This is a genomic window from Streptomyces sp. NPDC002055 (genome assembly GCF_040296705.1).
Lineage (GTDB): Bacteria > Actinomycetota > Actinomycetes > Streptomycetales > Streptomycetaceae > Streptomyces.
In genome coordinates, this window is the sequence record NZ_JBEOXS010000033.1 from 32,679 (window position 1) to 45,717 (window position 13,039).

The following is a 13,039-nucleotide window of genomic DNA, read 5'->3' on the forward strand; positions in this document are numbered from 1 at the left end:
GCGATCACCCTAGGGGACCACCGGGCCTCCTCGCGAGTAACCTTGGCCAGAGCTCCACTCGATGGCCCGGCCCGCGGAAATCGGCGACGGAGAAAGTTGAATTCCGCAACCGCGGCACGCGCCCCCTCCTCCGCGGGAAGGCGGCCAAGTCCGGGGCGCGTTCCGTGATTTCTCTGCCCGGCCGATGACCGCTATTGCGGAGGCATTGCCGCGGTCCCGGAGTTCGCCGGTCGGCACGACGGGGCGGTCCGGAGCGAGGGGACGCAGCGGGCGAACGGGGGCTCGGCCTCGGTGCACCGGCACCTGCTGAGGGGGCGTGAGGTGGGCTCGCGGGGATGCGCGGTGCGCGCCGGAAATCCCCGGATCCTCCCCCAACCGCACCCCGGGACGCATCCGTCCAGAGGACTCGCAGGCCAGACGGCTCGCAGGCCGGAGGCGTGGGAGGCAGACGAGTCGAGCTGTACGCCGGGTTCTGCCCCGCTCAGGTAGCGATAGCGCTCTGACCTGCATGTTTACGGGCATCCGGTGGCTGGCTTCGTCCTCTGGGACTCCTCAGGGACTTTCGGCCGAGTCCGTGAACCATGCTTCGATGGCGGACAGCCCACGCGCGCCGGCCTGCGGCATGAAGTGCGTGTACGTCCGGAGCGTGAACGCCGGGTCGGAGTGCCCCAGCCACTTCGCGAGCGAGACGATCGACTCACCGGCTTCGAGCATCACCGAGGCGTACGTGTGACGCAGGGCGTGGAAGCCGTGCTCGCGGCTGGGCTCCCATACGCGCGACGGCTTCTCGCCCGGCTGGCGCTTGGGCAGCGGCGGGATGACTCCCGCTTCGGCCAGCGCGGGCTTCCATGCCTTGGTGTTCCAGGTGGCGCGGTTGATCGCGCCGCGCCGACCGGTGTAGACGAGCAAGGGTACGGTCACCTTGCGCCGGTCCTCGCGTGCAAGGTCGGGCTCCTCGGGATCCAGCCACGGCAGGGTCACGTCGATCGATTCGAAGTGCTCCTGGTGCGCGAGGAGCCGCTTCGCAAGCAACTTCGGCAGGGGCACGTCGCGCTCCTTGCCGCCCTTGGGCGGGCCGAAGTACAGCTGCGACTTGTACATAAGAATCTGGCGCTCTATGTGCACGGAGTCGCCGTGTACATCGTCTGGACTGAAGCCGAACACCTCACCCTGCCGGAGTCCACACCCAACCCCGAGGTCGAGCGCAATCCGGTACCGGTCGGCCAGCTCCTCTCGCACGCTGTCAACACGATCCTGCTGCCAGGCGCGAGCCTTGCGTTCCGGCTTCGTCGGCGGTTTGATCGAGCTGCTGCCCTTACACGGGTTGCGGTACAGCCGCTTGTCCTCAACCGCGGCTTGCATGATCGCTTTGAGGTACACCCAGGCGACATAGGCCGTGCTCGATGCCACCGCTCGCTGCACGTCGGCCGACCACTTACGCAGCTCCGAGACGCCGATGTCCTTGAGCGCCATCTCCCCGAGGTGCGGCAGCACCTGCCCCCAGATCCGGTGCCTCATGCTCTCCAGCGTCTGGGCTGGATGCACTTGGGATGGCCACCAGTGCTTCTCAACATACTCACGAAGGCTGATCGCACCATCTCGCGCGTCGACGAAGTCCCCTCGACGCGAGTCGGTCTGCGTCTCGGCCAGCCAGGCCTTGGCATCCGCGACCGTATCGAAGGACCGGTCACGGACCCCCGGTATCCCCTTGACACGGTAGCGCGTGCACTTGCCCCACAGCGCGGTGCGCTCGCGCTTGCCCGTCTCCTTGTTCGGCCGCTTCTTCAGCCACCGGTCCTCTATGTAGCCCGCCATGTGCGCCTTCTCCCTGGCCTGGTCGTAGCTAGCGCGGCGTGGGTTGCGCCGCGATCAGACACACAGACGATCCCTGTGCGCATGAAATTCCGAGCCCTGCTGAACTCTTCGGAACCGTTCTCCCAGGTCAAGCAGCGCGACGTCGTTCGCGTTGCTGCGGTGCTTTGTTCAGCGGATTTAGAGTCTGATTCGTCCGCGAGTCCGCCTGCTGTTGTTCGCTGAGCCACGCATCTAGCAGGTCGCGGCGGTACATGACCCGCCCACCGGGCCCCATTCGGAAGCTGGGCGGCCCTTGCCGGCGGTGGCGCCATACGTAAAGGGTGTTCACCGAGATGCCCATATACATAGCTGCGGTCTGAACGTTCATGAAGGCAGCCTCAACGATAGGCTTGAACTGGTTGCGCATCGTGTGTCTCCGAGGTAAGCGCTGTCGAAGCAGCGGACGTTCCGTCCCGTCGCCTGTGCGCTGAGCTGCCGCGCACGTCTACGGGCGAGGTGCATCAGGATCCGGAGAATCAGCGATTTGGGGCAGCTGAATCTTTGTGATATCCGCCGCGACGGAGACCATGCGCTCCTGGTGTCACACCTGGAGTGCAGCGATGCACGGCCCGCAGGCAAACATGGGCGCGTTCATTCCCGCGACGCTCGCGGGGCCGATCCACAGGACACGGGTGCAGCGCCAGCCGCAGTACAGCCGCAGACCCCGTCCACCCGGGGGTTTCCGTCGTCCGTCTGGGCGGGTGTGGGAAGGCCGCCCCGGGCGAACTCGGCGATGCCGGGGATCACGAGCACGTCTACGTCGAGCACTGAAGGATTTCCCCGGTCGACGACCACACGGTGGTGGTCGAGTTGTGAGAACAGGCGGGGATCGGGCGGCGGGCCCGGGGTGATGGGCCGCAGGCGGCTTTGGCTGTCACGACGGTCGCAGCCGGACGTAGGCGAGGCCAGGCGCTCGGTCGAGGTCCAGGGTGAAGCTCGCGATGTCGTCGGTGTGGCCGGGCAGGGTGAGGTTGTAGCCGTTGCCCGCCCAGGTGGCGGGACCGGCCGGGGCGAGGCGGTCGGCGCTGCCGCGGCGCCACAGGTGGAGCGTGTCGCCGGTGCGGGTGAGCCGAAGGGTTCCCGGGACCTCGTCGCAGGTGAAGCGGCCGAGTTCGCGGTGGCCCCGTCCGTCGTCCTGGCGGCCGTCAGCGGCGGGCCGGGCCGGCCGTCGCGTACTCCCGCTCACCAGGGGCAGCAGCTCGTGGAGGTCCTGGCCGGGGTGTTCATCCAGTGCGCGGAGCACGGCCGCCACGGCATGGTCCGCTGCCAGGTCGGTGGTGTTGGCGAGGCAGACGATCCGCAGGCCCTCCCGGGTGAGGTGGGTGGCGGCGGAGAAGCCGTGCTCGTGGCCGTAGTGGAAGACGGCGGTGTGCCCGGGGCGGGGGTCGGCGTACAGGCCGGGCCCGTACAGGTACGGCTGGTGGTCGGCAGTCTGGTAGCCGATCGTCTCTGCCCAGGGCAGCGGGGTGTTGTCCTGCTGCCAGATGTGGTGGAGGTTGCCGAGCCAGCGGTCGAGGTCGTAGGCGGTAGTGAACAGGGTGCCGGGGCCGGGCAGGGCGACGGGGGGCTGGGTGTGCTGCCAGCCGTCCTTGATGGGTCGGTAGGCAGCTGCGGCGTCCAGGACGACCTGGCGGGGGTCTGCTCGGAAGCGGGTGGCGTGCATGCCGAGCGGGGTGAAGACCTGGCGGCGGGCGAGGGCGGGCAGATCGGTGCGGTGGACGGTCTCGATGAGTTCGGCCAGCAGGAGGTAGTTGGTGTTGCTGTAGAGGAACCGGCCTTCGGGCACGGCGCGTGCGCGCTGCCGGTAGGCGAGGGTGCGCAGGTCGTCGGCGGTGTAGTGGTCGAGGTCGCGCAGTCCGGCCAGCGAGAGCAGGGACTCTGCGTCGCGCAGACCGGAGGTGTGGGTGATCAGGTCGGCGACGGTCACGTCGGTGGGCTTCAGGCGGGGCAGGAGGTCGGCGGCCGGCTGGTGGAGGTGGATCAGGCTGTCGCGGGCCGCGAGCAGGACCAGGTGGGCGGTGATCTGCTTGGCGACGGAGCCGGTGTTGAACACGGTGCCGGGCCCGATCGGAACCTGGTGCTCGACGCTGGCCAGTCCGAAGTGGCGACAGGCCGGTTCCTGGCCGGGGCGGCGGACGGACAGGGTGAGGCCCGGGGCGCCGGGGCGGTCGGCGGTCACAGGGCGAGCGCCTGCTGGTGGACGGCGGCCAGGCGTTCGCGCAGGCCCTCGTGGCCGACGAGTTCAAGTGCGTGAGGGTGGTCGGCGGCGGTGGCGGCAAGGTGGTGCCGCTGCTGGTCGAGGTAGGCGGCAAGGAAGCGCTGCACGTCGCCGTCGGTGTGCTCCAGGACGCGGGCGGTGTAGAGCATGGTGAGGGGGAAGGCCCAGCAGGCGTGGAGGAACCCGAAGGCGGGCCGCATGCTCTGCTTCCACGGGGAGTGGAAGGCGGCCTGGTCGTCGATCTTGCTGCCGGTGGCGGTGAGGGCGTCGTTGAGCCAGTTGTGTCCGGCTTCGTGGATGAAGTCGCGGGCCAGGACCACCCGCTCGGTGACGTGGTCGAGGAAGACGGTGCCGGGCAGGCGGGTGAGGGTCCAGCTGTCGAGGACCTGGCCGAGCTGCTTGGCCCGGAGCAGGACCACCACGACGGCATGGGCGGCCAGCAGGGCACCGAAGCCGGACTGGGCGGCGGTGCCGAACGCTCCGGCCGCCAGCGACCGCAAGGAGGGCGGTGCGGGTTCGGTGCCGGGGCCGAGCACGTAGTACGGGGTCTCGGAGATCGGGGAGCGGGGCAGGCCGGTGAGATCGGGGGCGACGACGATGCGCGGGCCGAGGGTGGTGGGGGTGGATCGGGTGGCGGCTTCGGCGTGTGGGTGGTCGGTGTACCAGTCGAAGACGGTCCGCTCGCCGGAGCGGGCAGCGGCTTCGGCGCCTTCGAGGGCGTGGTGGGCCAGGCAGTAGTCGGCGGCAGGCCCGAGGCCCGAGGGCTGAGGCTGGGCGTCGGGGCTGAGGATCGTGTGGATCTTGCGGGTGCGCTCACGGTGCAAGCGGGTGGTCGGTGGGAAGTCGAAGAGGCCGGGGTCGTTCACGTGCGTCCTCCTGTTCGGGGGCTGGGGTTGCCCGGGGCCGGGCCTGCCGCGGTCGGGCCCGGCCCCGGATTGGTCACCGTCGGCGCTCAGCGTGCCGGACAGTTAGGGGTGTTCAGGCGGCGTCGGTCTCGGCGGCCGGCCAGCCCTCGGCGGAGACGCTGGAGGTGTGGGCGGTGGTACGGACGGTCTCGTCCTCGCCGCGCAGGTCCTCGACGGCGTCCAGGAACTCGGAAATGCGGTCCATGGCGGTGGTTCCCTTCCGGTTGGTGATGTTGGTGCACTTCGCGTCGGTGCTCGGGCAGCGGGCGGTGATCTCGTCCTGGGCACGGCGGCCTCCCCGGTCAGTGCTGGACGGTGCGGGCGGCGATGCGGAGTGCGACGGCGAGGTCGGCCATGGCGGGCCGGTCGCTGCTCTGGTCGGCGAGCGCGGCGACGACCAAGGGCCGCAGCACCGCCGGGACGAGGGCGAGGTTGGGGTGGCCGCCGAGGCGGGGGATGTCCGCGCACAGGTAGCGGTAGACCAGGACGGCGAGACTGAACACGTCGGCCGCAGGTCCCGCCTGGTGGTAGCCGGTGAGGTACTCCGGCGGCCAGTGGACCTCGGGGCCGCGGTGCTCGGGCCCGCGCTCGGCTGCCAGGCGGCGGGCGGCGCCGAGGTCGGTGATCAGCCCGCGGCCCTGGTGGATGAGGATGTTCTCCTGGTAGACGTCCCGGTGGACGATGCCGCGCTGGTGCAGTGCGGCCAGGCCCTCGGCGACGTCGGCGAGGATGTCCAGGCCCTCGCCGGTGTCCTTGCCGGAGGCCATGAAGGTGCGGAAGTTCCCGCCGTCGCACAGCGGCATGGTGTACCAGTCGAACCGCTCGCCGTGGCCCTGGTCGAGCAGCGGGACGACGTGGTCGGCGCCGGCCACGGCACGGGTGAGGTCGGCCTCGTGGCGGAAGTCCTCCCGGGCCAGGGCGCGTTCGGCTGCGGTCATCTGCGCGTACCAGTAGAAGCCGTATGCCGCGGGCTGCTGGTCGGCCGGGAGTTCGGCCAGGACGTGGTTGCTGCCGAAGCCGGCCTTCAGCACGACCGGCCGGCCACTGTCAGGGCGGGCGGTGACCAGGGTGCTGGCGCGGGTGAACGCCAGGAGGTCGCTCACCTGCCAGCCGTCCACGCGGAGCTGGTCGAGGATCCACGCGGCGGGGTGGAGGGGGTGGAGGTTCATCAGCTCGTTTCCGTGGTCGTGGGCGGTCGGGTGGAGCCGTGCAGGTGGGTGTGGCAGTCGGTGGCCAGCTCGTCGAGGTCTGCCTTGGTGGTGCAGGGCCGCTGCCAGACCTCGAGGCCGGTGCAGCGGCTCCAGGCGGTGGCGGCCTGCCGGTAGAGGTCGGCGAGAGGTGCGGCGATCTCGGGGCGGTCGGTGAAGCGCGGTGCGGTCTGGCGGCCTTCGAGCCGGGCCTGGCACAGGTCGGGGTCGGTGGTCAGCAGGACGGTCAGCTGCGGGCGGGCTTGCTGCTGTTCGGCAAGACGCTCGACGTACTCGGCGACCGGGCGCCGGTGGACCAGGGCGATCAGGCAGGCGGTGGACAGGCTGAGCCGGTCGGCGATCACCGGGCCGCGGGCGAGGGCGGGGGCGAGGTTGAAGCGGGCGTGGAGGGTGAGGTCCCGGCAGGCCGCTTCGACCGCGTCCTTCGGGTCGTCGGCCTGCACTCCGGCCCGCAGCCTCACCAGGGTGCGAGTGGCGGCCAGGGAGAGCCAGGAGAACTGGCCGGTGTGATCGAGCGGGATGCCTCGGGCACGGGCATCAGCCAGGAGCCGGTCGCGCAGTGTGCTCTTTCCGGCGCCGGGTAATCCTTCCAGGGCCACGAGCACGGGTGTCAGCTCCTCGGGTCCTCGGCGGCAAGCCAGCTGATGAACTTCGCGCACCGCCCGGCGGTGACCGGCAGGGTGCCGTGGGCGAGCTGGGAGCCGTACAGCAGCGCGGTGCCGAGGGCCGGGTCGACGGACCAGCGGGTTCGGGACATCTGCTGAAACCAAGCGGCGGAGTTGTCCGCGCCGTCGTGGGCCAGCCACATGCCTTCCGCGTAGCCGTGCGCGGCCGGGGAGGGAGCCTGGCGGTCCCAGAGCCGGTCGTGGGAGGTGGTCTCGACGTAGAAGTCGCCTCCGGCGTCGGCCGCCGTGATGATGACGCTGATGCCGGCGATCTGGCGGGGCCAGGCGAGCGGGTCGGGGGCGATGCCGTCGAGGTGGCTGGTGATGTGCTGGCCTTCGCCGTACTCGACGTAGGTCCAGGGGCGGCACATGGTGATGGAGGGCATGACCCGGTCCAGGGCCGGGCGGGCGCGCTCGAAGGAGTCCTGGAGGATCTTCTCCGCGGCCTGCGGGATGTTGGGGATCTCGATGCGTCCGGCGGGCTCGTAGACGGCCATCGCCTGCTCGTGGCTGTGGCCGGGGATCTCGTGGATGGAGGTGCGGCGCTCGTTGCCGAAGCGGTTGGCGTCGTCGGCGGCCAGGAAGTCGTGCATCAGAGTGGCGAGGTGGAGCCGTTCGGCGGGGTTGAGGAAGTTCTCGATGCTGCCGACGCCGACGGTCTCGGCTACGTGGATCACGGGGTGGGCCTCCTTGTTTCGAGGACGCGGCGGATGTCGTCAAGGTCGGTGCAGTGGTTGAGCCAGCTGACGACCGGGCCGCCGTCGGCCAGCGGGTCGCGCCACAGGGCGAGGAGTTCGCCGGTCAGCGGCAGCTCGTCCGTGGCGGGCAGCAGCCAGCCCCCTGTCGCCTCGGCGGCGGGCCGGGGCGGGCAAGGCGCGTGGTGCTGGTGGACGAAGGTCCGGGCCAGGCGGGCGGCGGCGGCCTGACGGCACGCCCGCCGGGTGCGGCGATGCGGTGCGGGCCGCCGGTAGGCGCGGTGTTCGGTGACCAGCCAGGTCTCGGCGACGGCGGCGGCCGACTCCGCGACGCGGCACGTCGGGCAGCAGTCCGTACCGTGCGACGGGCACCGCCCGGCACTCGCGCCGAGGGCGGCGGCGATCTCGTCGAGGACGGCCCACGCGGTGTCCGCCAGCATCCCGCCCGCCTCCGGCCGCGCAGGGCAGGGCGGGGTGCGGTGGTTGCAGCAGGGCTCGCTGCTGGTCGCGGCCGGGGCCGGGGCGAGAGAGGGTTCGATGAACAGGGTGTGGAAGTAGGCGATGCGTCCGAGCAGCTGATGGACGGTCGCCTCGTCGCCGGGCTTCACCCCGTCACCGCCGTCGATGCGGCGGCGGGTGCCGGGAGCGGGCAGGCGCACGTGGTGCCCGCCGGCTGCTCGGCTGTCAGCGCGGCGGCCAGAGCGCGGGCGGCGGTGTCCAGGTGGGCGAAGTAGGCGTCCCAGTCCTGTCGGTGGTCCGGATGGAGGCTGAGGTCAAGGACCGGGGCGCTGGTGCCGGTGGTCTCGCAGGTCAGCTCGGAGCGAGCGACGCGGATCTCGATGCCGCCGGGCGGCACGGAGACGGTGCCCGCCGCGCGGCACAGGGCCGCCGCAGTGCGGGCGTACTCGGCGCGGTCACGCGGCAGCAGGCCGACCCGCAGTGCCGCGGGCGCCAGGTCCAGGCCGCCGTACTGGTGGCCCTGGCAGCTGTCATAGGTGATCAGACCCCAGCCGGTGGTGAGGGCGTCGACCAGGGGCCAGATGCGGGGTTCGATCGCCTCGCGCCACTTCGGGTGGGCGGGGTCGAGGTCGTCGGCCTCGTGGACGCCGGGCAGGCCGACGGTGTTGATGTTGCCGTGCTCGCTGGCGTGCAGGCGGACCTCGGCGCGGGTGGCGGCGGGATTGTCCCAGCGGGCGATGAAGGCGTTCACGTCGCGCATGCTGTTGGGGGTGCGGGGCTGCCAGCGAAGGGTCTGGCACCAGACACCGTCGGGGTGGGCGGGCTGGGCGAGGAGGGCGGCGATACCGTCGACCATGCGCATCCGGTAGTCGCAGTAGGCGTCGGTGTCCGCGGCCGGGTCCTGCCGCCAGCGGGTGGCTATGCACCCGCCGCCGCAGGTGCTGCGGTAGTCGCAGCTCGTGCACTTGGCCATCAGCGCCTTGCCCTGGTTCAGCAGGAGGGAGCCCTGCTGGAGGCGGGCCAACTCGGGCTGGCCAGTGACCTCGTCGAGCTGGGCCAGACGGGCCTGGGGCCAGGGAAGTTCGTCGCAGCTGCCGAACCGGCTGTCGGGGTAGAGCGTGAAGACGTGGTCGCACTTGAGGTCGGAGAAGTGGCAGAAGCCGCTGTCTAAGCCCCGCAGACGCCGGATCGTGGAGACGGTCGGCTCCAGCTTGAGGCGGGTGAAGTGCCCGGCGCTGATCCAGTGGGCGGTGACGGCCAGCACGAACTCGGCGTACTCGTCGGGGTGGATCGCCCACGCCGGACCGCCCACGCCGGAGAGGGCGGCCTGCTGGAGCAGGCGGCTGGCCGGGACGCGCCGTGCCCGCACCGCGGTGGAGCGGCGGATGGTGCTGTCGAAGCAGGGCACGAAGCTGACCGCGTTGACCGCCTCGAAGGAGGCGAGGTGGTCCAGCACCTGCTCGGCCCGGCCCAGCACCGCCGGAGTCACGGTGGCGATCACGCCGACCTTGCGGCTCCGCTCGGCCAGCAGCTCCAGGGCCGCCGCGACGCGCGGGTAGACGGGCTCGCCGTCATAACCGACGCGCCAGGCGTTGCCCCGGGCGTCACCGTCGAAGGAGACGCCGATCTGCAAGTCCGGGCAGAGCTCGTCGAACAGGTCGAGCCACTGCCCATCGAGCTGGACCCCGTTGGTCTGCATCGACACGCGCACCACCTGGGGCTGGGCTGCGAGTTCGCGCAGGATCTCGGCGATGGCCTCGCGGCCGGCGGTCAGCGGTTCCCCACCATGCAGTTCGACAGCGAGCGGACGGTGCCGGAAGAGCCGGGCCAGCTGTCCGATCTGGTCGGGGCTGATCCTCGCTCCGCCGGGCACTTCCTTGCGCTTCTCGTAGCAGTGGGGGCAGTCGATGTCACAGGTCTCCCCGCGCAGCTTGACGATGACCGACACCGCTGTGCTGGTGTCCTCGGGCTGAAGGCTCCGGTAGAGCCGGTCGATCGGGTGGTGCTGTTCGGTGGTGCGGTGCATCGGCTGCCTCCCTTGCTGCCGTGACCGGTCGGGATCAGTCAGACAGGCGTCCCAGCAGGGCGCCCTGGCCGGACTGGAGGATGTGTGCAGCCTCCAGCGGAATCCAGAAGCACTCGAAGTGGGTTGGTTCCTGCTCCCCGTCGTGGTCCTCCTGGCTCATCCACCGTTCCGGGGTGGGCTCGGTGAGCTCCAGGTGGAAGACGTGCCGGTGCTGGATCTCGAACCGGTACGGGCTGATGTCGTACTCGGTCTCGCCGAGCTTGCGCACGATCTTGAAGTCGCTCAGGCCGGTCTCCTCCCGGGCCTCCCGCAGCGCAGCGGCCTCCGGGGTTTCCCCGGGGCGGATGCTGCCGGCCGGGACCTGGATGCCGACCTCCTCGTAGCTGTAGTCGGTGTGCCGGAACACCAGCAGCCGCCCGTCGCGCACGACGTAGACGAGCACCTTCTCCTTGGTGACCTTCTCGGGCATCGGAACATCCTCCACGTGGTCGGAAATGATCGCCGGGAGCGCACGGGACCGCAGCTCCGGCCCCTGGGGCCTGCCGGTGAGGCCGCGCCAGCGAACCCACGAGTTTAGAACCCTTGATGTGCCGTCAATTCCTCTTTGCGCCACCGCTCCACGACGCTCGGACCGTGGGGCGATCGGCTGATCGGCTGGACGTCGCGGCCACCGAGAGGACTGCTCCACGGCGCTTGCGCCCTCACGGGCAACGGGGGGAAGGCTGAACCCGATCTCCTTGCCCCGCGGAAGGGCCTCGGTCTCTAGTTCATCCACAAGGCGCACGAGCAGATGGAGCCCTCGCCCGCCGGTCGCGTCCCGCTTCGGCTCCCGGGCGTGTGGCAGTCGGCCGTCGAAGTCGGTGACACCGACACGGATCCCGTCCGAGGTCTCCCGCACCAACAGCTCACCCCCGCCTCCGGCATGCAGGAGGACGTTGGTCAGCAGTTCGGTCACCCCCAGCTCCGCCACGTCGCTGAAGTCGCTCTTGCGCCACATCCGCAGCTGAGCCCGCACGATCTCGCTTACGTGCCTCATCACCTCGGGCCGGAACACGGGGAGGACCATGCGGAACTCGCCAAACCGATCGAACGTCGCGGCAGACATGAGCCCTCCCGATCACTGCGAATACAGGGCGGAGCGTCGCACTCCGTGCCCACAAGGGCACTCTGAGCTCGGCCGGGCTTCGATAATGAACCCACCATGGCAGAAGGGCAAGAGAGCCAGAGAGGAAAGTGTTTCCTTTTAGCGATCTGTCATATGCACCTACTGGCGCGGGCACTACCCTTTCCCTGCACGGTTGCCAACCGGGAGGTGCAATGGCCGTCGAGCCGACCCCGCGCCGAAGGCGCCTCGGGACCGAGATCCGTCGCGCCCGCGAGGCACTGGGGTGGAGCCAGGAGGAAGCGGCCCAGCGACTGGGCTACCGGGCGCTGTCGACGGTCAGCAAGATCGAGAACGGAACCCAGGGCGTCAAGCTCCAGTCCCTTGCTCACTTCTTCGAGGTTCTGCAGATCCACGACGAGGCCCGGCGCGAACAGTGGCGCGAACTGGTCCGCCGAGCCGGCGAACCAGACTGGCACCAGCGCTACGAAGGCGTCGTCGATGACCCCCTCAGCGACTACCTGACCGAGATCGAGGAAGCCCTCGACCTGTTCCACTGGAACTCGGGAGCCCTGCACGGCCTGCTCCAGACCCCCGCATACGAACGGGCGATCGTCGAAGGCAGCCGGGCCTGGACCACTGCCGAGGACATCGAGCGCTTCATCGCCATGCGCGCCGAGCACCGCCAGGCGATGACCGAGCGACAGCCTCCTCTGAAAATCTGGTCCGTGATGCCCGAAGGGCTCCTGCGCCAGGAAGTCGGCGGCCGGGCCGTGGCGAAGGCCCAGGTCGAGCACCTCATCGACCTACTGAAGGACGACCCGAACACCACAATCCAGGTCCTGCCACTGAGCGCCGGGGCGCACGCGGGCATGGACGGCCCGTTCATGCTGATGTCATTCGCCACGGGAGCCGACACCGTCACGATCGAAGCCACCCGTGCACGCCTGCACCTCACCGACCCCGAGTCGGTCGAGGTCTACCGCACTACCAGCAACCACCTGAAATCCGATGCCCTCAGCCAGAAGGCATCCCTGTCCCTGCTCAAGACGATCGCCAAGGAACTCGCGTCATGAACAAGAACGACCTCGACCCCGCCTGGCTCGCCAGTCAGCTCGACGGAGCCGAGTGGCAAACCGCCAGCAGCGGCGGAACCAACTGCGTAGAGGTCGCCTTCCTCGATAGCGGGATCGTCGCGATCCGCGACTCCAAGAACAAGCACAAGCCGCCGCACATCTTCGATGACGGCGAGTACGACACCTTCGTCACCGGAATCATGCGCGGCGAACTGCGCAGGCCCTGACCGTGAGCAGTCATGTTGCCTGGTGCTACGTGGTGCCACCTCGTGACGCTTCCGCCGATCAGAACAGATGCACCGAATTGGGCCGTGCCACCCCGTGCTGCACTGTCCAAAGGCATCTGTCCACCGACTGTCCACCGGCGGACGTCACCACTCAGCACGTAGCGACCCTCCGCTGACATGCTGGCACCACGAAGTCTCGTTCGGTCACCGCAGCCCACGCGCTTGTCGACATCCAACAGGCGACGACCTGGCGGCGTGGCGCGGGGCCGGCGTCTCATGCCGAGGCGCCTTCGGCGTCCGGTCGGGGCGCCTGGTGATCAGAGCTGCTGCTGGATCAGGTAGAAGGCGAGGCTGACGACACCAGTGCCGGTTGCGTAGGCGGCGCCACGCAGGGCGCTGGAGAGCAGGGCGGCGCGGCGGCGGGCGATCCACTGCCGAGTGCGGCGGCTACTGTGCATGGTGGGTACTCCGTTCTTCGGGGTGCTGTTGGTCCGGCGGGGGCTGGGCGGCCTAGGAACCCGGCAAGTTCGTGGATGCGGTCGGCCTAGGGGCGTTCGAGCCAGCTGACCAAGCCGTCGTCGGCGTGCTGAGAGGGTCAGTCGGC

At 70.0% G+C, this 13,039-nt stretch carries 14 protein-coding genes; 2 read left to right on the top strand and 12 right to left on the bottom strand.

The features are described from left to right. Positions 1-552 precede the first annotated feature (552 nt). The 11 genes from ABT112_RS21160 to ABT112_RS21210 form a co-directional block, all read right to left on the bottom strand. Positions 553-1,815 (bottom strand): tyrosine-type recombinase/integrase, encoded by a 1,263-nt coding sequence (locus tag ABT112_RS21160; protein WP_351511770.1) that lies wholly within the window; start codon positions 1,813-1,815, stop codon positions 553-555. Positions 1,816-1,942: 127 nt separating this feature from the next. Continuing rightward, positions 1,943-2,221: a helix-turn-helix domain-containing protein gene (locus ABT112_RS21165; protein ID WP_351511771.1), complete on the bottom strand. Its 279-nt coding sequence runs from the start codon at positions 2,219-2,221 to the stop codon at positions 1,943-1,945. 507 nt (positions 2,222-2,728) lie between these two features. Next, positions 2,729-4,033, bottom strand: a complete 1,305-nt coding sequence (locus ABT112_RS21170; RefSeq protein WP_351511773.1) for a serine hydrolase domain-containing protein — start codon at positions 4,031-4,033, stop codon at positions 2,729-2,731. Further along, positions 4,030-4,938 carry an aKG-HExxH-type peptide beta-hydroxylase gene (locus tag ABT112_RS21175; RefSeq protein ID WP_351511775.1) on the bottom strand — a complete coding sequence of 303 codons (909 nt, stop codon included), beginning with the start codon at positions 4,936-4,938 and terminating at the stop codon, positions 4,030-4,032. Before ABT112_RS21175 ends, ABT112_RS21170 begins: the two co-directional genes overlap by 4 nt. A gap of 112 nt (positions 4,939-5,050) precedes the next feature. Beyond that, positions 5,051-5,182, bottom strand: coding sequence for a hypothetical protein (locus ABT112_RS21180; protein ID WP_351511776.1), 132 nt, complete (start codon positions 5,180-5,182; stop codon positions 5,051-5,053). A 97-nt stretch (positions 5,183-5,279) separates the two neighbouring features. Beyond that, positions 5,280-6,146: a protein kinase domain-containing protein gene (locus tag ABT112_RS21185; protein ID WP_351511778.1), complete on the bottom strand. Its 867-nt coding sequence runs from the start codon at positions 6,144-6,146 to the stop codon at positions 5,280-5,282. After that, the gene (locus ABT112_RS21190; protein WP_351511780.1) at positions 6,146-6,790 is read right to left on the bottom strand and encodes an AAA family ATPase; all 645 of its coding nucleotides are present in this window, start codon (positions 6,788-6,790) and stop codon (positions 6,146-6,148) included. The genes ABT112_RS21185 and ABT112_RS21190 overlap by 1 nt, the downstream gene beginning before the upstream one ends. A gap of 5 nt (positions 6,791-6,795) precedes the next feature. Further along, complete coding sequence (locus ABT112_RS21195; RefSeq protein WP_351511782.1) at positions 6,796-7,527, bottom strand: hypothetical protein; 732 nt, start codon at positions 7,525-7,527, stop codon at positions 6,796-6,798. After that, complete coding sequence (locus tag ABT112_RS21200) at positions 7,524-8,204, bottom strand: hypothetical protein (RefSeq protein WP_351511784.1); 681 nt, start codon at positions 8,202-8,204, stop codon at positions 7,524-7,526. Before ABT112_RS21200 ends, ABT112_RS21195 begins: the two co-directional genes overlap by 4 nt. After that, complete coding sequence (locus ABT112_RS21205; protein WP_351511786.1) at positions 8,150-10,030, bottom strand: radical SAM/SPASM domain-containing protein; 1,881 nt, start codon at positions 10,028-10,030, stop codon at positions 8,150-8,152. The genes ABT112_RS21200 and ABT112_RS21205 overlap by 55 nt, the downstream gene beginning before the upstream one ends. A 34-nt stretch (positions 10,031-10,064) precedes the next feature. Then, the gene (locus ABT112_RS21210) at positions 10,065-11,066 is read right to left on the bottom strand and encodes an NUDIX domain-containing protein (RefSeq protein WP_351511788.1); all 1,002 of its coding nucleotides are present in this window, start codon (positions 11,064-11,066) and stop codon (positions 10,065-10,067) included. Between the two features lie 281 nt (positions 11,067-11,347). Between ABT112_RS21210 and ABT112_RS21215 the strand changes: the two genes are divergently transcribed. After that, positions 11,348-12,208, top strand: a complete 861-nt coding sequence (locus ABT112_RS21215) for a helix-turn-helix domain-containing protein (protein WP_351511790.1) — start codon at positions 11,348-11,350, stop codon at positions 12,206-12,208. Further along, positions 12,205-12,435 carry a DUF397 domain-containing protein gene (locus ABT112_RS21220; protein ID WP_351511792.1) on the top strand — a complete coding sequence of 77 codons (231 nt, stop codon included), beginning with the start codon at positions 12,205-12,207 and terminating at the stop codon, positions 12,433-12,435. The genes ABT112_RS21215 and ABT112_RS21220 overlap by 4 nt, the downstream gene beginning before the upstream one ends. 317 nt (positions 12,436-12,752) lie before the next feature. Here the strand turns inward: ABT112_RS21220 and ABT112_RS21225 are convergent, their stop codons facing one another. Further along, positions 12,753-12,893 carry a hypothetical protein gene (locus ABT112_RS21225; protein WP_351511793.1) on the bottom strand — a complete coding sequence of 47 codons (141 nt, stop codon included), beginning with the start codon at positions 12,891-12,893 and terminating at the stop codon, positions 12,753-12,755. Between the last annotated feature and the right edge of the window lie 146 nt (positions 12,894-13,039).